Source organism: Alteromonas sp. ABV4_515, assembly GCF_056160345.1.
Genome location: NZ_JBSWWZ010000005.1, coordinates 81,341 through 102,765 on the forward strand (window position 1 = coordinate 81,341; position 21,425 = coordinate 102,765).

The 21,425-nt window shown below is 47.1% G+C and carries 17 protein-coding genes and 1 pseudogene; 4 read left to right on the forward strand and 14 right to left on the reverse strand.

Translation table 11 applies throughout. The features are described from left to right. Positions 1-172: 172 nt before the first annotated feature. From ACXAGX_RS12615 to sdhC, 9 genes and pseudogenes are all read right to left on the reverse strand, one after another. Positions 173-1,981: pseudogene (locus ACXAGX_RS12615) on the reverse strand (methyl-accepting chemotaxis protein); the annotation flags it as partial. A 138-nt stretch (positions 1,982-2,119) separates the two neighbouring features. Further along, on the reverse strand, positions 2,120-2,992 hold the full coding sequence (gene sucD / locus ACXAGX_RS12620; protein WP_070124076.1) for a succinate--CoA ligase subunit alpha: 873 nt from the start codon (positions 2,990-2,992) through the stop codon (positions 2,120-2,122). Next, positions 2,992-4,158 carry an ADP-forming succinate--CoA ligase subunit beta gene (sucC, locus tag ACXAGX_RS12625; RefSeq protein WP_070124077.1) on the reverse strand — a complete coding sequence of 389 codons (1,167 nt, stop codon included), beginning with the start codon at positions 4,156-4,158 and terminating at the stop codon, positions 2,992-2,994. The genes sucD and sucC overlap by 1 nt, the downstream gene beginning before the upstream one ends. A gap of 136 nt (positions 4,159-4,294) precedes the next feature. Then, positions 4,295-5,812, reverse strand: a complete 1,518-nt coding sequence (odhB, locus tag ACXAGX_RS12630; RefSeq protein ID WP_474838752.1) for a 2-oxoglutarate dehydrogenase complex dihydrolipoyllysine-residue succinyltransferase — start codon at positions 5,810-5,812, stop codon at positions 4,295-4,297. Positions 5,813-5,822: 10 nt separating this feature from the next. Beyond that, positions 5,823-8,645: a 2-oxoglutarate dehydrogenase E1 component gene (locus ACXAGX_RS12635; RefSeq protein WP_474820144.1), complete on the reverse strand. Its 2,823-nt coding sequence runs from the start codon at positions 8,643-8,645 to the stop codon at positions 5,823-5,825. Between the two features lie 203 nt (positions 8,646-8,848). Next, positions 8,849-9,559, reverse strand: coding sequence for a succinate dehydrogenase iron-sulfur subunit (locus tag ACXAGX_RS12640; protein ID WP_474838754.1), 711 nt, complete (start codon positions 9,557-9,559; stop codon positions 8,849-8,851). 14 nt (positions 9,560-9,573) lie between these two features. Further along, complete coding sequence (sdhA, locus tag ACXAGX_RS12645) at positions 9,574-11,346, reverse strand: succinate dehydrogenase flavoprotein subunit (RefSeq protein ID WP_474838756.1); 1,773 nt, start codon at positions 11,344-11,346, stop codon at positions 9,574-9,576. A 1-nt stretch (position 11,347) separates the two neighbouring features. Further along, complete coding sequence (gene sdhD, locus ACXAGX_RS12650; RefSeq protein ID WP_070124082.1) at positions 11,348-11,695, reverse strand: succinate dehydrogenase, hydrophobic membrane anchor protein; 348 nt, start codon at positions 11,693-11,695, stop codon at positions 11,348-11,350. Beyond that, positions 11,689-12,063, reverse strand: a complete 375-nt coding sequence (gene sdhC, locus ACXAGX_RS12655) for a succinate dehydrogenase, cytochrome b556 subunit (protein WP_474838758.1) — start codon at positions 12,061-12,063, stop codon at positions 11,689-11,691. Before sdhC ends, sdhD begins: the two co-directional genes overlap by 7 nt. Positions 12,064-12,728: 665 nt before the next feature. On the opposite strand from sdhC, the gene ACXAGX_RS12660 reads away from it, so the two are divergent. Together ACXAGX_RS12660 and ACXAGX_RS12665 are read left to right on the forward strand one after the other, a co-directional pair. Beyond that, positions 12,729-14,009 (forward strand): citrate synthase, encoded by a 1,281-nt coding sequence (locus ACXAGX_RS12660; protein WP_070124084.1) that lies wholly within the window; start codon positions 12,729-12,731, stop codon positions 14,007-14,009. A gap of 62 nt (positions 14,010-14,071) precedes the next feature. After that, entirely contained in the window at positions 14,072-14,491 is a 420-nt protein-coding gene (locus ACXAGX_RS12665; RefSeq protein ID WP_474838760.1) for a DUF3429 domain-containing protein, read from the forward strand. Positions 14,492-14,544: 53 nt separating this feature from the next. Here the strand turns inward: ACXAGX_RS12665 and ACXAGX_RS12670 are convergent, their stop codons facing one another. The 4 genes from ACXAGX_RS12670 to ACXAGX_RS12685 form a co-directional block, all read right to left on the reverse strand. Continuing rightward, entirely contained in the window at positions 14,545-16,005 is a 1,461-nt protein-coding gene (locus ACXAGX_RS12670) for a phosphohexomutase domain-containing protein (protein ID WP_474838762.1), read from the reverse strand. Next, positions 16,002-17,423: a mannose-1-phosphate guanylyltransferase/mannose-6-phosphate isomerase gene (locus tag ACXAGX_RS12675; protein ID WP_474838764.1), complete on the reverse strand. Its 1,422-nt coding sequence runs from the start codon at positions 17,421-17,423 to the stop codon at positions 16,002-16,004. Before ACXAGX_RS12675 ends, ACXAGX_RS12670 begins: the two co-directional genes overlap by 4 nt. A gap of 155 nt (positions 17,424-17,578) precedes the next feature. Next, positions 17,579-18,409 carry a pirin family protein gene (locus tag ACXAGX_RS12680; RefSeq protein ID WP_474820124.1) on the reverse strand — a complete coding sequence of 277 codons (831 nt, stop codon included), beginning with the start codon at positions 18,407-18,409 and terminating at the stop codon, positions 17,579-17,581. Further along, entirely contained in the window at positions 18,402-19,367 is a 966-nt protein-coding gene (locus ACXAGX_RS12685; RefSeq protein ID WP_474838766.1) for a glutathione S-transferase family protein, read from the reverse strand. The genes ACXAGX_RS12680 and ACXAGX_RS12685 overlap by 8 nt, the downstream gene beginning before the upstream one ends. A gap of 224 nt (positions 19,368-19,591) precedes the next feature. Between ACXAGX_RS12685 and tcdA the strand changes: the two genes are divergently transcribed. Together tcdA and ACXAGX_RS12695 are read left to right on the forward strand one after the other, a co-directional pair. Continuing rightward, positions 19,592-20,365: a tRNA cyclic N6-threonylcarbamoyladenosine(37) synthase TcdA gene (gene tcdA, locus ACXAGX_RS12690; RefSeq protein ID WP_474838768.1), complete on the forward strand. Its 774-nt coding sequence runs from the start codon at positions 19,592-19,594 to the stop codon at positions 20,363-20,365. A gap of 45 nt (positions 20,366-20,410) precedes the next feature. Next, positions 20,411-20,818, forward strand: a complete 408-nt coding sequence (locus ACXAGX_RS12695; RefSeq protein WP_474838770.1) for a hypothetical protein — start codon at positions 20,411-20,413, stop codon at positions 20,816-20,818. On the opposite strand, the gene ACXAGX_RS12700 is transcribed toward ACXAGX_RS12695, so the two are convergent. Further along, complete coding sequence (locus ACXAGX_RS12700; RefSeq protein WP_474820114.1) at positions 20,769-21,311, reverse strand: DUF2919 family protein; 543 nt, start codon at positions 21,309-21,311, stop codon at positions 20,769-20,771. The genes ACXAGX_RS12695 and ACXAGX_RS12700 overlap by 50 nt on opposite strands. Between the last annotated feature and the right edge of the window lie 114 nt (positions 21,312-21,425).

Genomic DNA, 21,425 nt, shown 5'->3' on the forward strand with positions numbered 1-21,425 from the left:
GTTGATTAAGCTTTTCTATAATCAAGGTTTCTTTCTCGATTTCCTGCATCTGAACAAAAGCATGATCGGCTCGACTAATGCCCTGCTCAGCCCGCTGACTGGCATCGCTGGAGGCGGTAGATAATTCGCTAAGCTCAGCGCTCAAACTTACCGAACCCGATTCGATATCTTGCAGTAGGCCATTAATACTGTCGATGGCAAAAGAAATTCCATCAATGGATGCCGATACTTCGTTAATTGTGTCACCGGTTTCCTGCAAACTCGATTGCGTGCGTTGACTGAGAGCCCTCACCTCGTCAGCCACAACGGCAAAACCTCTACCTGCTTCCCCTGCTCTCGCAGCCTCAATCGCGGCATTTAAGGCCAGCAAATTGGTTTGCTCAGCAATGCCACTAATAGACTGTATGATACTGACAATACGCTCAGCACTTTCTTTTAACCGCGCCATGCCATCAGACAATTCCCCTCTTTGCTTTTCCTGACGTGCAATTTGTTGAAGGAATGACTCAAATTGCTTGCCCAAATCGATTTGTCGCCCCGCAGAATCACTGGCTTGCGATGCCACATATTTTAACTGCTCGGTAGATTCTTTAAGCAAAGGATGAAATTTCTCAGTTTGTTCTATTAACCGACTTTGCAGCTCTTTAATATTGCCCATACTTATGAGCTTCGCTTGCAGATGGTAATTGGTAAATGATGCCAGATGAAATGGGAAATTGGTCACATACTCATCGTGATAGGATTGCTTGTCATCATGCTCAAAAAAACCTATTGCGGTAACAGTTTGATTTTGATGAAGACCGAGGTACTCCCCAAAGGTTGAAAACCCCGACACCATTACATTATCGAAGGTACCGATCCCACTAAGACTGTTAGGATTGTTCAAACGCCGCAAAATGCAGTCATTGGCAATGAGTGCCACTGGCTTGCCGGATTTCCCTCTGAGGAAGGCATCGAAATCGCGTTGAAGTGACTGTTTGAAATCCGTCGCTTTAACCAGTTCAAGGTATTCACCAAATGACATGTCGCTGAAAAAACGAATGGTACCATCATCATTGATAGCAGCCACGGAGCGCACGTAAATACTGCCTTCTATGGTGATACCGAATGAATGACTGGTGAGTTTTTGTTCAAGTTCTGAGGGCTGACAATTAAAATGTCGGCTTAATGCAGAGACCGGCGTTTCCAATTCCATATTGCTGTTTAATACAGAATGAAGCGTACGGGAAAGTGGATCGAATTTCGCTACGGTGAACCCCGTACCCGTGGCAACAAAGTTATGGCTTTTGAGTAATCCATAACGATAGCGACGATCTATTTTGCAGAAGGCCAGTAAAACCTGATTAGATTTTACTTCGCCATTATAGGCGACATCTGCGCGCTGAAAATCTAACTTCCCGCCTGCACTGCCGCCGACAAAGAAACAAGGAAATTTCTTCGCTTTGTATAATGCTTGAGTAAAGAAATCCTCGCTCGCCGTTATTCCATCAAAGTAAGTTAGCGCAAAAGTATCTCGGCTACCGATATCAAAAGGCACTCGAACGTTTTCAAGCTCACGGGAAATCCTGTTTACCCGCTCTTCCGACGAAAGTTTGGGTGAACCACTTTTTATGTCTTCGCTAAACAAGGGGACAGCAGACACGGATACCTCTTTAATCATGGCAGCTGAAAAAGCATGGATAACGATATTATCCCAACTCTCTGATGTTGGATGATAAAGGTTTACCTGACCCCCTAATTCTCCTGACGTCATAATGGAAACTATATGCTTACAATAAGGAATGGCGGCGGTAAGTTGTTGGCTAATATGATTAAAATCTAGATGAGGTGATACGAACGCGATGACCAGTGCCGTACCGGATAAGAAGTGCATCTCGGCCAGATTCTCAGTGGAAATCTGACTGCTTGAAAGGCTTTTGGAGAGTGTTAACCGATCAGTAATTTGACTTTCGGCCCGGACTTTTTTCTTGCCAAAGAACATTCGCAATCCTTTATGATTTTGTATTAGGAACAGTCTGCAATTAACTATAGTTCACTAAACAGGATTACGCGTAAAAACAATAATTTCGAATAAAAAAGCCCGCTATCAGCGGGCTTTATAATTATCAAAAAGCGAGGCTTACCAGCCAGTCTGCTCGCGCAGTGCTTTACCGATGTCAGCCAGTGAACGAACAGTCTTAACGCCTGCTGCTTCAAGGGCTGCGAATTTATCGTCTGCAGTACCTTTACCACCTGCGATAATTGCACCGGCGTGGCCCATGCGCTTACCTGGAGGAGCAGTAACACCTGCGATGTAAGAAACAACCGGCTTGGTTACGTTTTCTTTAATAAACGCAGCCGCTTCTTCTTCGGCAGTACCACCGATTTCACCGATCATAACAATCGCTTCAGTCTGTGGGTCGTCCTGGAACATTTTCAGGATGTCGATGAAGTTAGAACCTGGGATTGGGTCACCACCGATACCAACACAGGTAGACTGGCCGAAACCTTCGTCAGTAGTTTGTTTAACCGCTTCGTACGTCAGTGTACCAGAGCGAGAAACGATACCTACTTTACCAGGCTTGTGGATGTGACCAGGCATGATACCGATCTTACACTCACCCGGAGTGATAACACCCGGACAGTTAGGACCGATCATACGAACGCCTTTTGCATTTACGTATTCTTTAACGTAAAGCATATCAAGCGTAGGGATACCTTCAGTGATACAAACGATCAGCTCGATGCCAGCATCAGCCGCTTCAACGATTGAATCTTTACAGAAAGGTGCTGGTACGTAGATAACAGATGCCGTTGCGCCTGTCGCTTCTACCGCGTCACGTACAGTGTTGAATACTGGCAGACCTAAGTGCTCAGTACCACCTTTGCCTGGCGTTACACCGCCAACCATTTGCGTACCGTATGCGATTGCCTGTTCAGAGTGGAAAGTACCCTGACCGCCAGTGAAACCCTGACAGATTACTTTGGTATCTTTATTAATTAAAACTGACATTATTTGCCCTCCGCTGCAGCAACAACTTTTTCTGCTGCATCAGTCAGCGATTCAGCAGCGATGATATCCAGACCTGAGTTCGCCAGAACGTCACGGCCAAGATCAGCATTTGTACCTTCAAGACGTACAACAACTGGTACTTCAACGCCAACTTCTTTCACTGCGCCGATGATACCTTCAGCGATCATGTCACAACGCACGATACCACCAAAGATGTTTACCAGTACTGCTTTAACATTGCTGTCAGACAGAATGATTTTGAATGCTTCAGCTACACGCTCTTTCGTCGCACCGCCACCAACATCCAGGAAGTTTGCAGGCTTACCGCCGTGCAGGTTTACGATGTCCATGGTACCCATGGCCAGACCTGCACCGTTAACCATACAGCCTACGTTACCGTCAAGTGCAACATAGTTCAGCTCGAAAGACGCAGCGTGTGCTTCACGGGCATCTTCCTGTGAAGGATCGTGCATTTCTTTAACTTTCTTCTGACGATACAGTGCATTGCCGTCTACGCCCAGTTTGGCGTCAAGGCAGTGCAGGTTACCGTCAGTTTTGATTACCAGCGGGTTGATTTCGATCAGCGCCAGGTCAAGATCTTCGAACATCTTCGCCAGACCCAGGAAGATTTGCGTAAACTGTTTTACTTGTACGCCTTCCAGACCCAGTTTAAATGCCATTTCGCGTGCCTGATAAGGCTGAGGACCAACAATTGGGTCGATTTCAGCTTTCAGGATTTTCTCAGGCGTTTCTTCTGCAACGGTTTCAATTTCAACACCGCCTTCAGTCGATGCCATGAAAACAACGCGACGTGTACCACGGTCAACAACCGCGCCTAAGTACAATTCGTTTGCGATATCAGTGCAAGATTCAACTAAGATTTTGCTTACTGGCTGACCTTTCTCATCAGTTTGGAAAGTTACCAGGTTCTTGCCAAGCCACTTCTCTGCAAATGCGCGAATGTCTTCTTTATCTTTTACAAGTTTAACGCCGCCCGCTTTACCGCGACCACCGGCATGTACCTGACATTTCACAACCCACTCGTCACCGCCGATGCGGTCGGCCGCTTCTACAGCACCTTCTGGTGTGTCTGATGCGTATCCTTCAGAAACAGGTAAACCGTATTCTTTGAATAGCTGCTTACCTTGGTATTCATGCAAATTCATGGTGTTTCTATCCGATTTTTAGTAAGACAAAAGTCGCTTATGCGACTTGATTAGTATGACCGGCCTCATTCTTCGAAACCAGCGCTGTGACAGGCAACAACGCATTGTTGCCTGCACACAATAACTACCTGAAGACTTATACGTCCAGTAACAGACGCGTTGGATCTTCAAGCATTTCCTTCACAGTAACCAGGAAGCCAACTGACTCTTTACCATCGATAATGCGGTGGTCATAAGACAGGGCCAGGTACATCATAGGAAGAATTTCTACTTTGCCATTCACTGCCATAGGACGTTCCTGGATTTTATGCATACCCAGGATCGCGCTTTGTGGCGGGTTAATGATTGGCGTAGACAGCAGAGAACCGAACACACCACCGTTAGTGATAGTGAAGTTACCACCCTGCAGGTCAGCCATAGACAGTTTACCGTCACGACCTTTCAGAGCCAGCTCTTTGATGCCTTTTTCGATACCTGCCATGCCCAGGTTGTCAGTGTCTTTCAGCACTGGCGTTACCAGACCACGCGGGGTAGAAACCGCAATAGAGATATCGAAATAGTTGTGGTAGCAAATGTCATCACCGTCAAGAGATGCATTAACTTCCGGGAAGCGTTTCAGTGCTTCAGTAACCGCTTTCACATAGAAAGACATGAAACCAAGGCGAATACCGTGACGCTTCTCAAAGCCTTCCTGGTACTGCTTACGCAGATCCATAATCGGCTTCATGTTCACTTCGTTGAACGTAGTCAGCATGGCGGTAGAATTTTTCGCTTCCAGCAGACGCGTTGCGATAGTCTTACGCAGACGCGTCATAGGAACACGTTTTTCGCTACGGTCGCCAGTAGGAGCCGCTGGCGCAGATTCAGCAGATTTCGCTGGTGCAGACTTAGATTCGCTGCTGCCACCTTTCAGATACTGTTCAACATCTTCTTTAGTGATGCGACCGTTTTTACCGGTGCCTTTCACTTTAGACGCGTCTACGCCTTTTTCTGCCAGCAGACGACGTACAGACGGGCTTAACGCATCGCCATCATCACTGTCATCAGCTTCTTCAGCCGCCGCTGGCGCAGATGCACCTGATGACGCACCTTCAACAAACTTAGCAATCACTTCTTCAGCCGTAACCGTTGCACCTTCTTCTGCCAGAATTTCAGCCAGAGAGCCGTCAGCCGGTGCAACCACTTCCAGAACCACTTTATCGGTTTCGATATCAACCAGATTCTGATCGCGGCTTACCTGCTCACCCACAGCTACGTGCCAGGTGGCGATAGTCGCATCTGCTACTGACTCAGGCAGTACAGGTACTTTAACGTCGCTTGATTTACCAGAAGCCGCTGGTGCTTCTTCTTTCTTTTCTGCTTTGGCGTCAGAAGATTTGCTTTCTGATTTGCTCTCTGACTTAGCCGGTGCTTCACCGCCTTCGCTCAGCTTCGCAATCACTTGCTCGCCTAATACAGTCGCGCCTTCCTCGTTCAGGATTTCGCCGATAGTACCGTCAGCCGGTGCTACCACTTCCAGAACCACTTTATCGGTTTCAATATCAACCAGATTTTGATCGCGCTTTACTGCATCACCGGCTTTTACATGCCAAGTTGCAATGGTCGCATCGGCAACTGATTCAGGCAGAACCGGAACTTTTATCTCAATTGTCATCACTGTTCCTTTATTTGATCGTGAGTGCGTCTTCAACCAGGGCTTTCTGTTGCTGGTTGTGAACGGATAGATAGCCTACAGCAGGTGAAGCCGATGCTTCGCGTCCCGCATATGTTAATTTTGCGCCATCAGGAATGGCTTGCCAGAAATGATGCTGGCTGCTGTACCAGGCGCCCTGATTCTGAGGCTCTTCCTGACACCATACCCAGTCTTTCACGTGGCTGTACTCAGCAACGATTTTCGCCGCTTCTTCCTGAGGGAATGGATACAGCTGTTCAAGACGGATAATTGCCACATCGGACTGTTCATTCTTACGACGCTGGTCAAGCAGATCGTAATAAACTTTGCCTGAACACATCACCACGCGCTTCACGCCGGCCGGATCGATGTCATCAATCTCACCGATAACGTTTTTAAACACACCTTCAGACAGTTCTTCCAGTGAAGAAACCGCCATTGGGTGACGCAGCAGAGATTTAGGTGACATCACAATCAGTGGTTTACGCATTGGGCGAACCATCTGACGACGCAGCATGTTGAATACCTGTGCTGGCGTTGAAGGCACACATACCTGCCAGTTGTGATCAGCGCAAAGCTGCAGGAAACGCTCAAGACGCGCAGAACTATGTTCCGGGCCCTGACCTTCGTAACCGTGTGGTAACAGTACAGTCAGTCCACACAGGCGGCCCCACTTAGCTTCACCAGAACTCAAGAACTGATCGAACACAACCTGCGCACCGTTGGCGAAGTCACCAAACTGGGCTTCCCAAATGGTCATCGTCGTAGGTTCTGCTGTTGCGAAACCGTATTCAAACGCCATTACCGCTTCTTCAGACAATACAGAGTCAAAAATTTCAATTTCGCCCTGGTCTTTGCTGATGTTTTGCAGCGGCATAAAGGTGCTTGCATCAGTTTGGTTGTGCAGAACAGCATGACGGTGGAAGAAGGTACCACGACCTGAATCCTGACCAGTCATACGGATGCTGCTACCGCTATCTACGATAGACGCATACGCGAGGTTCTCAGCCATACCCCAGTCGAGTAATTTCTCACCGGCAGCCATAGCTTTTCGGTCTTGATAAACCTTATTTACGCGAGAATGAAGTTTGAAATCTTCTGGATAGCTACTTACAGACTCTGCCAGTTGCTTCAGCTTATCAATGGCAATCGCGCCATCGTAAGGCGTGTCCCAATCGTGGCCAATGAAAGGAGACCAGTCAACAGAGTGCTCTGTCATTGGACGCCATTCTTCAACAACACACGCGCCGTGATCTAACGCCGCACGATATTCTTCGATAAAGCGGTCTACGTCGCGTTGTTCCAAACTGCCTTCTGCAACCAATTGGTCAGCATACAGTTGACGAGGAACAGGGTGCTTTTTGATTTTTTGGTACATCAACGGCTGCGTGGCATTTGGCTCGTCAGATTCGTTGTGTCCATGACGACGATAACAAACCAAATCGATAACCACGTCTTTCTTGAACTTATTACGATACTCAAGCGCCAGTTTAGTCACAAACATAACCGCTTCAGGATCGTCAGAATTAACGTGGAAAATAGGTGCCTGAACCATCTTCGCGATGTCAGTACAATATTGCGTTGAACGTGTATCTTCTGTCTTAGACGTTGTGAAACCAACCTGGTTGTTGATTACGATACGTACTGTTCCACCCACTGCAAAGCCGCGGGTTTGAGACATGTTAAATGTTTCCTGCACAACACCCTGACCTGCAATCGCAGAGTCACCGTGAATAGTAATTGGCAGTACTTTATTGAAATCGTCATTACGGCGATCGATACGAGCACGTACAGAACCCATAACCACCGGATTAACAATTTCAAGGTGAGACGGGTTAAATGCCAATGCAAGGTGAACATTACCACCTGGCGTCGCAAAGTCTGAAGAAAAACCAGCGTGGTACTTAACGTCACCAGAACCTAGCGTGTTGTCATGCTTACCAGAGAATTCGTCAAACAGCACTGACGGGTTTTTACCCAGTACGTTTATCAGTACATTCAGACGACCACGGTGAGCCATACCGATAACCACTTCTTTCGTGCCTACCGTGCCGGCTTCTGTAATCAGACCTTTCAGCATTGGAATAAGCGCATCACCACCTTCTAGAGAGAAGCGTTTAGCACCCGGGAATTTTGCGCCCAGATACTTTTCCATGCCATCTGCCGCAGTCAGTGCTTTTAGAATAGACACTTTCTCTTCTTTAGAGATTTGCGGGCTAGCTTCTACTGACTCAATACGTTGTTGTAACCAGCGCTTTTGTTCAGTATCAGTGATATGCATATACTCTGCACCAACAGATTCACAATAGGTGCGGTTGAGTGATTTGAACAGGTCACGAAGAGACATTGTGTCCTGACCGATGGCGTAAGAGCCAACGTTAAACACAGCGTCCATGTCAGATTCGGTAAGACTATGGTGAGATAAATCTAAATCGCGGGCTTTTGGCTGTTTCCAGAGACCCAGCGGATCAAGATTAGCATTCTGGTGTCCACGGAAACGGTAAGCGTTGATTAACTGCAGAACTTTTACCTGGCGGTCATCAGAAGGCGCTGCGCCATCCTTGCCGGCCGATGAGGACATTCTAGCTGTAGGTCCGAGAGCGGCAAGCTGTCGGAATTGGTTACGAATAGCTGTATGGTTAGTTTCCAGTTCTACGCCGTCAACTTTCGGTAAGGTTTCGAAGACCTGACGCCATGAATCGGAAACGCTTTGTGGGTTGTCGAGGTACATCTCGTACTGCTCTTCCACATAGGCAGCATTGGCGCCTGCCATATGCGAGGAGTCCCACCACGCTTTCATCACGCTTTCTTGCATTATTGTGCCTTGCTACGTTTAGGAAATATTTTTTAACACGGTGTTATATTATGACGGTTATTTTCATAAGAACCAATAGTTATGATCATATTGTGAATAAAAACCAACCATTTATCCCGTATTGATAAAAAAATAGCCATCCTTTTGGGATGGCTATCTAGCTTAATAGAACTTGCTGCTTAAAAAAGCGACAAATTTTAGTACTAAACAGCCCGCTGCAGAAGCATCGACTTAATCTGGCCGATAGCTTTCGTCGGGTTCAACCCTTTAGGACATACACTGACACAGTTCATGATACCGTGACAACGGAAGACGCTGAATGCATCATCCAAATCGCTGAGTCGTTCTTCTGTAGCAGTGTCACGACTGTCGATAAGGAAACGATAAGCATGAAGCAGACCAGCTGGACCGATAAACTTGTCTGGGTTCCACCAGAAAGACGGGCAAGACGTTGAACAACATGCACAAAGTATACATTCGTACAGGCCATCAAGCTTCGCGCGATCTTCAGGAGACTGCAGGTGTTCACGTGCTGGGGCTTGCTTACTGTCGTTAATCAGGAACGGTTTAATCTTCTCGTACTGATTATAGAACTGGGTCATGTCAACAACCAAGTCACGCACAACAGGAAGACCTGGTAGTGGGCGAATAACGATTTTACCTTTACCCAGAGAAGACAGCGGCGTGATACATGCCAGGCCATTCTTGCCGTTCATGTTCATACCGTCAGAACCACACACACCTTCACGGCATGAGCGACGCAGAGACAATGTTGGATCCTGCTCTTTAATCAGCAGCAGCGCATCCAGCACCATCATGTCACGGCCTTTTTCCACTTCCAGTGAGTAGTCTTGCATTTTAGGCGCGTCGTCTACTTCTGGGTTGTAGCGATAAATTGAAAAATTAACTTTCATTATACTTGCCTCTCTTAATACGAACGCACTTTAGGCGGGAATGCTTCCCGTAACTTAGGCGTCATATTGACGTCACGTTTCAACATAGACTCAGTTTGTGGACGATAGATGCTGTGGCATAACCAGTTCTCATCGTCACGATCTGGGAAGTCGAAACGGCTGTGTGCGCCACGACTTTCCGTACGGAAGTTCGCAGCCACCGCAGTGCTGAAAGCCGTCTCCATGAGGTTATCAAGTTCAAGACACTCAATACGCTGGGTGTTGAAGTCTGAGCTCTTGTCATCAAGACGTGCGTGTTGTAGGCGTTCTCTGATTTCTTTAAGCTGTTGTAAACCTTCAGCCATTGCATCGCCTTCACGGAATACCGAGAAGTTAAGCTGCATGCATTCCTGCAGGTCCTTTTTAATTTGTACCGGATCTTCACCCTTACCTTTCTCTGAAGATTCCCAACGGTTGAAACGCGACATTGCCGCTTCAAGGTCAGATTCAGAGGCATCGCGAGTAGGCGCGATTTCAGCCAGCTTTTCACCCAGGTGCAGACCAGTTGCACGACCGAATACCACCAGGTCAAGCAGCGAGTTACCACCCAGACGGTTCGCACCGTGTACAGATACACAGGCAATCTCACCACAGGCGAACAGACCGTTAACCACAGAGTCGTTACCGTTTTCGTCTACAGTCAAACACTGACCGTGAACGTTAGTAGGAATACCACCCATCATGTAGTGACAGGTTGGAATAACCGGAATAGGCTCTTTAACTGGATCAACGTGAGCAAATGTACGTGACAACTCAAGAATACCAGGCAGACGAGACTCAAGTACGTCTTTACCCAGGTGATCAAGTTTCAGTTTAATGTGCGTACCCCAAGGACCTTCACAGCCACGCCCTTCACGGATTTCAGTCATCATTGAACGGGCAACAACGTCACGACCAGCAAGGTCTTTCGCGTTTGGTGCATAACGTTCCATGAAACGTTCGCCGTCTTTATTGAGCAGGTAACCACCTTCACCACGACAACCTTCCGTTACCAGCGTACCGGCACCGGCAATACCTGTTGGGTGGAATTGCCACATTTCCATATCTTGTACAGAAACGCCTGCACGCAGTGCCATACCAACACCGTCACCCGTGTTGATGTGCGCGTTAGTTGTAGACGCGTAAATACGGCCTGCACCACCGGTCGCCAGCACAACTGCGCGTGATTTAAAGTAAACCACTTCACCGGTTTCGATATCGATAGCAGTACAACCTACTACATCGCCGTCTTGGTTCTTAACCAGATCCAGTGCGTACCACTCAGAGAAAACTTTAGTTTTGTTTTTCACGTTCTGTTGATACAGAAGGTGAAGCAGCGCGTGGCCGGTACGGTCGGCTGCAGCAGCCGTACGAGCACCCTGCTCGCCACCGAAGTTTCTTGACTGGCCACCGAAAGGACGCTGATAAATTTTACCATTCTCAAAACGTGAAAAAGGCAGACCCATATTTTCCATTTCAATAATGGCTTCAGGACCTGTTTTACACATATATTCGATAGCGTCTTGGTCACCGATGTAATCGGAACCTTTAACAGTATCGTACATGTGCCATTCCCAGTTATCTTCGTGGGAGTTACCCAGCGCTACGGTAATACCGCCCTGCGCAGATACAGTGTGAGAACGAGTAGGAAATACTTTTGATAATAGTGCGCAAGATTTTCCAGATTGAGAAATCTGCAGGGCTGCGCGCATACCTGCACCGCCGGCGCCAATTACGACGGCGTCAAATTCATGAACTGGTAAACTCATATTAAATACCCCACAAAACAAACAGACCAACCAGAACGTATACGAACGCAACGAGGTTCAGTACAAACTGGATCACAGCGCGTAGACCGGTTGCTTTAACGTAGTCTGTCAGAACCTGCCAGAGGCCAACACGCACGTGAAACATAATTGCTACTAGAGTAGCAAAGGTGAACACTTTCATGCCCAGACCAGTAAATAGGCCACGCCATACTTCATAAGTCAGTTCGTCGGTGGTGATGAAGAACCAAGCCATGAACAAAGAAAATGCTGTAATAATAGCAGCAGTAGTGCGCAGTGTTACGAAGTCTTGAACACCATTGCGCTTGATGGATGCGTGATTAGTTACCATAGTGCAACTCCCAATACGACAGTAAGAACAACCCAAAGCGCGATGATAGCGCGAGCGCTGTTGTTACCAGATTCCAGTTCTTCCAGGTGACCCATATCCATAATGACGTGTCGCACGCCACCTAGAATGTGGTAGGTCAGCGCTGAAGCTGTACCGATAGCAATCAGTTTTCCAATTACTCCATCCATGATTGACTGCACGCTGGCAAAGCCATCTGGAGATGTCACGGAAACGGCCCATGCCCAGATAACAAATAAGAGTGCAAAGAACATGGCGACGCCGGTGACGCGGTGGAGAATTGAAGAAACAGCAGAGGGAGGAAATTTAATTGTATTGAGGTCTAAATTTACTGGTCTTTGCTTTTTCACAATTTATGCCTGTTTAATCCGTAGGGATATGAATTACTCGTTGTTTTTATGTCCTGACTGAGTAATTCGGTTATTTACCTGTTAATTGTCTCATCCGTTGAGTTGTTAACAATTTGTGAAGTGTTTATTGCTTTATTAACAATGCACTATGGCCTCGTTTTCAAGCACGCCTGAGTATATCGACGGCATTGTACAATTACAATTTTTTGTACCCTATTAGGACTTTAGTCGTATAACTTCTGAACACAGCGCAATGAGATATATGATAGGCTAACGTCAGTCATTACACATCGCTATGTACTTTATTGCTGTGTGCCGGTTAAAGTCTTTAACGTCACATCAAAATATACCACATTCATAAGTACAGTATGCAGAGATGACACAGATGTAATTATCTGTTCAATTTATTTTTTTGATAAACATGTTAATCAATGCTTTCTCTTTTAACAGACGGTTTATCAACATTTGTGGCATTTTTAACTAGCATTAAAGTTGTAATACAATTTCGATATAAGTTTTAATAAGTTGGAATATTTATTATACAAATTTGCAATTAAATTGACTTTTAGCTGCATAATAAAGTACAAATACGCCACTTTTTCCAACCAACTCGTTTAATTCTTAAGCGAGTACGTTGCCAAAGAACCATTCTGAGGAGAGCATTTATGGCAGATCAGAAGGCCATTCTGAAAGCCGGTGATAAAGAAATCGAGCTACCGATTTTATCCGGAACCGAAGGTCAAGATGTAATTGATGTACGTTCACTGGGCGCAAACGGTTACTTTACGTTTGACCCTGGCTTCATGGCTACTGGCTCTTGCGAGTCATCCATCACGTATATCGACGGCGCAAAGGGTGTATTGTTACACCGCGGTTATCCTATCGAAGAGCTTGCACGCGATGCTTCATACCTCGAAGTATGTTACATGCTGCTGAACGGTGAAGCACCAGACGCAGAACAGTACGACGATTTCAGTGCAACTATCACTCGTCACACCATGGTTCATGAGCAAATTAACATGTTCTTCCATGGTTTCCGCAACGACGCCCACCCTATGGCGATGCTGTGCGGTACTGTAGGTGCGATGTCTTCTTTCTACCACAGCGACCTGGATGTATCTAACCCTGAAGAGCGCATGCGCAGTGCACATCGCTTGATTGCGAAGATGCCTACTCTGGTTGCAATGTGCTACAAGTACAACGTTGGTCAGCCGTTCGTTTATCCACGTAACGACCTGAGCTACGCAGGTAACTTCCTGAACATGATGTTCTCAGTACCTGCTGAAGAATATAAAATCAGCCCTGCGGTTGAACGCGCAATGGACCGTATATTCACACTGCACGCAGACCACGAGCAAAACGCTTCTACGTCTACTGTACGTCTGGCAGGTTCGTCTGGTGCCAACCCTTATGCATGTATTGCTGCTGGTGTTGCATCACTGTGGGGACCTGCTCACGGCGGTGCAAACGAAGCGTGTTTGAACATGCTGGAAGAAATTGGCAGCGTAGATCGTATTCCTGAGTTTATCGAGCGTGCTAAAGACAAGAACGACCCGTTCCGTCTGATGGGCTTCGGTCACCGTGTGTACAAGAACTACGATCCTCGTGCAACAGTAATGCGTGAAAGTTGTCACGAAGTGCTTAAAGAGCTGAACGTACAAGATCCACTGCTTGATGTTGCAATGGAACTTGAGCGTATTGCACTGAGCGACCCGTACTTCGCAGAGAAGAAACTCTTCCCTAACGTAGATTTCTACTCAGGTATCGTACTGAAAGCAATTGGTATTCCTACCAACATGTTCACGTGTATTTTCGCTCTGTCTCGTACAGTTGGTTGGATCTCACACTGGCATGAAATGATGAGCGACAAAGGTCAAAAAATTGGTCGTCCTCGTCAGCTTTATACCGGTTATAGCCAGCGCAAATATAACCCGCTGGAAAAGTAAGACCGCTTATCACTAAAATAGCGCCTTAAGGCGCTATTTTTTTATCTGAAATAAGGACCGCTATGCCCTATTCCGTTGTTATTTTGGGAGCAGCAGGCTTACTCCCCTTCTTGCTGCTACCGCTAGCTGTAGTGATGAATCTTCTTCCTTTACCGGAAGGTGCACGCTATTTCACGCAGTATTCAGCCGTACTGCTTTCCTTTTTTGGAGGGATTTACTGGTGGGATGCGCTGTCTAAAAAAGATTTTGGCCCGCAAGTTTATATCGCAATGTTGCCAACCATTATTGGATGGTTATGCCTGGTCTTTGCAGGTTCAAGCATGATATTAAGCGTATTATCTGTTACCTACTTGGCAGTGTTAATGTATGACAAACAATCGTTGAGCCTGGATAAAGAAGCCATCGTCAGCTACATATCGCTGAGAATGATACTGACAACGGTTGTGGTGCTTTGCCACGGCTGGATGATTTTTATTCTTTAATTAACAAAAAAGCCTCGCAAACAGGCGAGGCTTATATCCATTGAATATATCAATTACTCACTTCGTATAAGCGTAATTAATTCTTCGGTCTTTGCTTCCATCAGTGGAATGTCACCTTTCGATTCCACATTCAGCCTGATAACCGGCTCTGTATTGGATTTACGCAAATTGAATCGCCATTCAGCAAATTCATAGCCAATACCGTCGGTATCATCAATCACCAGGGCGTCGGCTTCGTATTTCTGTTTAATACGTGCCAGTGCCGCATCAGCATCTTTCAATTTGCTGTTGATTTCACCCGACGACGGGAACGCTTCAATACGGGCTTTTACCATATCTGCCAGGCTTATTTGCTTGGTACACAGTAATTCTGCCACCAGCAACCACGGAATCATCCCTGAATCGCAGTAGGCAAAATCACGGAAGTAGTGGTGTGCGCTCATTTCGCCGCCATACACCGCATCTTCTTTGCGCATTCTTTCTTTAATGAACGCATGGCCGGTTTTCGATTTAATCGGAATACCACCTGCTGACTTCACGATATCTTCGGTATTCCAGAACACCCGCGGGTCGTAGATGATTTTGGCATCTGCTTCTTTATCGATGAACGCCTGTGCGAGCAAGCCCACGATGTAATAGCCTTCGATAAATACCCCGTTTGCATCGAACAGGAAGCAGCGGTCGAAGTCGCCGTCCCAGGCAATACCGAAATCGGCTTTGCTGTCGATGACAGCTTGCGCAGTATCATCGCGGTTTTCTGGTAACAGTGGATTAGGAATACCATTGGGGAACGTACCATCGGGCTGATGGTGTACTTTGATAAACTCTACCGGCACCCCTTTCGCCTTAAACACCGCTTCGATGGCATCCAGCGCTTTACCTGCTGCGCCATTACCGGAGTTTGCCACAATTTTAAGCGGCGTCAGGTTTGCCGTGTCGATGTAAGAAACCACATGTTCAGCATAGTCAGTGAGGCAGTCTTTTAATTCGTACTGTCCACTGGCGTTAAGCTTGTCTGTTGAAACATGGGCCTTACCGTTAAAGAAGGCGTCAGCATCAATGGTTTCGCCATTGCAGTAAAACGCCAATCGTTCGGCGACGAGGCTAGCATCCAGCGCTTCCGCGGCGTCTTTGATGGCATTTAAGCCCGTATCACCACTGATGGGCACCGAACCGGCTTTCACCATTTTCATGCCATTGTAGTTAATCGGGTTATGGCTTGCTGTTACTTCAATACCGCCATCGACACCAAGGTGCTTAGTGGCGAAGTAAATCTCTTCCGTACCGGTATCGCCTAAATCCAACACCGTGGCGCCACCATCAATGAGGCCAGCAGCTAGGGCCAGTTTCAATGGTGTGGAGGTAAGACGCACATCGCCCCCAACAACCACGGTTTTTGCATTCAGTTCGGTGGCGAAGCCACGCCCGATACGGTACGCGACATCTTCGGTGAGCTGGGTATTCAGCTCACCACGAATATCATAGGCTTTAAAACAGGTAATCGGCTGACTCACGCTTTGCCACCTTTGTTCTCAGTACGGCCGTAACGGTCGGAGAAGCGGACGATATCGTCTTCACCCAAATACCCACCAGATTGTACTTCAATCAGCTCTAATGGAATTTTACCCGGGTTTTCTAATGCGTGAACTTCACCAATTGGAATGTACTTAGACTGGTTTTCGGTAACAAAATGGGTTTCTTCGCCAATGGTGACATTGGCGCTACCGCTTACCACAATCCAATGTTCAGCGCGATGGTGGTGCATCTGCACCGACAGTTTTTCACCCGGCTTCACCGTAATGCGTTTCACCTGGAAACGGGCACCATTATCGATGGAATCGTAACTGCCCCACGGACGGAATACTTCGCGGTGGAATTCAAATTCAGGACGTTGTTCCGCTTTCAGGCGGTTAACTACGTTCTTGATGTCCTGCACTTTATCTTTGTGCGCAACCATGATGGCGTCTTTGGTTTCTACCACCACCACGTCATCCAGGCCAATGACTGAAATCAAACGCTGTTCGGCGTTGATGTAGCTGTTGTTTACGCCTTCTAAAATGGCATCACCCACTACCACGTTACCGCGGGTGTCTTTTTCAGCGGTTTCCCACAGCGATGACCAACTCCCTACATCAGACCAACCTGCATCCAGTGGCACCATGGCAGCACTGTCGGTTTTCTCCATCACGGCATAATCGATAGAATCGTCCGGGCAACCGGCAAATACGTCGGCGTCAACACGGATAAAATCTAAATCCGGTGATTCCGTTTCAATGGCCTGTTTACACACAGCAAGAATCTCAGGATTGTATTTTTCCAGTTCTTCCAGATAGCGGCTGGCTTTAAACATAAACATACCGCTGTTCCAGAAATATTTACCTGAAGCGACATACTTCTCTGCCGTATCCATATTAGGCTTTTCAACAAACTCATCCACCACGTAGCCGTTGTCGATACCGTCGCCGGCTTTAATGTAACCGTAACCGGTATGTGGCTGGTCCGGTACAATACCAAACGTGACCAGTTTGCCGGTTTTCGCTAACTTTTCTGCTTTATCAATGGCGGTGTGGAAAGCATGGGTATCTTTAATCAGGTGGTCAGCAGCCAGCACCAGTAAGATTGGGTCTTCCCCGCCCTGTGTCGCATGCAACGCGGCCAGTGCAATAGCCGGTGCCGTGTTTCGGCCCACGGGTTCGAGTAAAATACCGTCGTGCGCTATGTTCTGAACACGCAACTGTTCTGCAACCAGAAACCGGTGAGCTTCATTACAAATGAAAACGGGTGCCTCTGAGTCCGTGCCTTTCAGCCGAGTTACCGTTTCTTGTAACATGGTCTGCTCAGAAGTTAACGCGAGAAATTGTTTTGGAAGTGCGGCACGTGACTTCGGCCATAAACGGCTTCCTGTCCCACCGGCTAAGATAACTGGTTTCATTGACTTTCCTGTTTGTTTTACAGCTAGATTCTTTTTCCTGCCTTAGCTCATACTAAGGCAGGACCTTTTTTGGTTCAATTACAGGATGCAGGAAAGTGGATAAAACGGGCATTTTTAACAGAAATGAAACAAAACCCCGCAAAAGTGCCTATTTATCAGGCGAGTTCACCACGCTGATAATCTTGAATCGCCCGATGGATCTCGGCCTCAGTATTCATTACAAATGGCCCGTATTGTGCGATAGGCTCGTTTATCGGCTGCCCAGAAACCAAGATGCACTTTGAATTCGCATCCAGCGAAATATCAATATTGTCACCCTGACTCAGCACGGCTAACTTTCCTGCTTCAATATAAGTACCAGCAATCTCTGCGCCACCCTGATAGCAATACAGGAAAGCATTGTGTTCAGACTCACATTCTACACTAACACGGTCGGTTTCTTGGCTTTGTAGGTCAAGGAATCGCGGCGCAACGGCATGGCTTTTTACTGGTCCGCTTTGCCCCTTCAGCTCACCGGCCAATATCTTGGCAATACTGTGTTGCCCAATCGCAACAGATGGCACCTGGTCTGGCTTAATGTCTTCGTAGCCTGGCGCTGACATCTTGTCGGCCGCGGGAAGATTTACCCACAGTTGAAATCCTTGCAGTAAACCCGATTCCTGCTCTGGCATCTCTTCATGGATCAGCCCGCGCCCCGCGTTCATCCACTGAATTCCACCTGCATCAATGACACCTTCGTTACCAACGGAATCACGATGTCGCATTTTGCCCGCTAACATGTACGTCACGGTTTGAAACCCGCGATGCGGATGAGGAGGAAAGCCCGCTATGTATTCTCCGGGGTTATCTGAACCGAAGAAATCCAACATCAGAAACGGATCTAGTCGCGGCAATGTAGGCTGACCAATAATCCGGGTTAATGAAACGCCGGCCCCGTCTTGAGTGGCTTTGCCCTGATGCAGTGTCACAACCGTGCGATTACTCATAATCTTTATCTCTTGTGTGTGGTGCTGATAAATCCTGAAACGGCCCAACAGGTACCACCTGAGTAGGATTAATCATCGTATGGCTAAAATAGTAATGCCGCTTAATATGGGTAAAATCAGTAGTTTCAGCTACGCCGGGATACTGATACAGCTCCCGCATATAATCATAAATGTTCGGATAGTCGACAATGCGTTTGTGGTTGCATTTGAAGTGGCCGTAATACACGGGGTCAAAACGGATCAGCGTGGTAAACAAGCGCCAGTCAGCTTCGGTTAACGTTTCACCGCAAAGATAACGTTGCTTGCTTAGTATCTCTTCCACAATGTCGAGGGCATTCACCAGTTTGCTGAACTCCTCTTCATACGCTTTCTGACTGGTAGCAAACCCGCACTTATACACGCCGTTGTTAATATTGTCGTAAACCAACGCATTAATCTCATCGATTTTTGCATGTAAGGTTTCTGGGTAGAAATCTAGTGTATTATTCGTTAGCGCATTAAAAGCAGAATTGAACATACGAATGATGTCTGCCGATTCATTACTGACGATAGTCTCCGTTTTTTTGTCCCATAAAACAGGCACTGTAACACGGGACGTGATCCCATCGTCCACTTTGGTATACAGTTGATGCATGAACTTAAAGCCGTACAAGTGATCACTCGTGCTGCCGGATTGTTCATCAAACGACCACCCATTACTCAGCATTTCAGGCGATACCACCGAGACATCAATATGATCGGTTAAACCTTTCAATTCGCGAAAAATAAGGGTGCGATGTGCCCATGGACATGCCAAGGACACATACAAATGGTAGCGCCCACTCTCTGGTGAAAAATCAGCATCCGCTTCATCTTTTACCCAATGTCTAAACACTGACTTCTGACGTTGAAATTTACCGTCGTTACTGTCGGTGTCATACCACTTATCTTGCCACTTACCGTCTACCAGTAATCCCATCAGACACTCCTTAAACTTTATCTTAGATGCATTAGACCACACCTGTTATTGAACGTATTTTGGCAAATGACGGATTCATTATTCGTTTTAATAGGACAATGACGGAATAAATAGCCTTGTTGCAGCGCAACTACTGCAAATAACACCAAGAAAAGGTACTATGCGCCCCCCTGCAGCGGCACAGTCTGCGCCGCTGTTATTCTGGCAAAAACGAATGGCAAGTTATGAGCGATAAACAACGTTTCGGTGGTATCACCCGGCTATATGGCAATGATGGACTTCACGCTTTAACCAATGCCCACGTCTGTGTTATCGGCGTTGGTGGGGTTGGTGCATGGAGCGCTGAAGCACTCGCTCGCTCAGGGGTGGCTGAAATCACCCTGATTGATCTGGACGATGTCTGTACAACCAATATTAATCGCCAAATTCACGCACTCGATAACACAGTCGGCCAGCCAAAAGTTGAGGTGCTGGCGCAGCGTATAGCTTTAATAAACCCTGAATGTCGCGTTAATGCCATTGAAGATTTCGTTACCGTTGAGAACGTAAGGGAATTAATCACGGCCGATATGCACAGTGTGATTGAAGCCACTGACAGCGTGAAAGCCAAGGCTGCGATCATCGCACACTGTAAGCGCAACAAAATCCATGTGGTAACCATTGGCGGTGCCGGTGGGCAGATTGACCCAACTCAAATTACCCGCGGCGACCTCGCGAAAACCATTCAGGACCCGTTAGCGGCTAAAGTGAGAAGCGATTTACGCCGATTTTATAATTTCAGTAAAAATCCTAAACGCCGCTTCGGTGTGGAATGCATTTACTCAACTGAGCAGCTGCGCTACCCACAACCAGATGGCTCTGTGTGTCATAACAAGTCAGCCTTAGAGGGCGGTACCAGACTCGATTGCGCCGGCGGATTTGGTGCGGTTGTCACCGTTACCGCAACATTTGGTATGTTTGCAGCCGCTTCTGTTATCAATCGTTTGACATCAAAATAGACAGATCGCCGGATAACGCGCACAATAAAGAAAAAGGAGAACACAATGAAACAGGCCGAACTTGCCACACTGATGGAAGAATGTTCCGTTGATGCTGTGCGAACTGCTGAGCAAGAATTTGGCGTTACGCTGGATTTCAGCAAAGAAAGTGTCAGCAAAGTAGACGACATTCTGCTTTCCTTTCTGGATAAATACCAGGATCGTGCCTTGGAAGATTCTGCCGTCTTCACTATTTGCAATATTTACGGCGCATACTTGGGTGAATGCTACAGAAAGCTTGCAGGTGGGCACTGGCGCTATGACGACACCGATCCTGAAGCCCCTTTCGTGGTGCTGGATGTGGCTGATCGCTCTTATGCTTTCGCAGGTATTTGCTATGAACGTTTAGTGAATAACAGCAATATCAGCGCTGCGCTCTATTTTGAACAGGCCCTTGGCCAGCAGGTTCAGTAACATCGGCTTGAGCCAGTTTCGCAGATTCTGGCTCCCGATATCGCCAGTCAGCATACAGTGTTTTTAGATGAATGCTCTGCAATGCGGTTAACGCCAAAATAAGATTAGCCAGTAAGAATGCGGCCGGTGTCCAGTGAAAAGCCCAGTGATCGTGCCCCATGGGTAGCACTTGCGCCAGTATGCTCATCACCACACCCATCATCAGCAATGGGTAAATTAGTTTCCTCCATTCCGTCCACCCTCGTTTCCATAATCGCTCTCGATTGCCAAGCAGTAACAAGGTAACAACAAAAGGCAGCGTAGCCAGTAATCGCATGCCTAATTGCGAACGGTCAGGATAGAATAAAGACAGCAATTCCGAGGTTTTGCCAAAAGTAAGCAACGAGAATACCAGGGCCAGCCAGTCTGAACACAACAGAATTAGCATCCAATAAAGCCAGAGCGGCGGTTTTACCCTGCCCGCTTCGTCATAGCAGTGAAGTGGAAGAAGCATGGAATGTTTGTTTAAGTGTGTTGCATTAAAAAAGAGACCTAGTCTATCAGTTGCCGGTGTAGCAAAGACAGGTTTTTAAACCAGGCTGCCGTTTTTAACGGCGCTGCGCTGTAA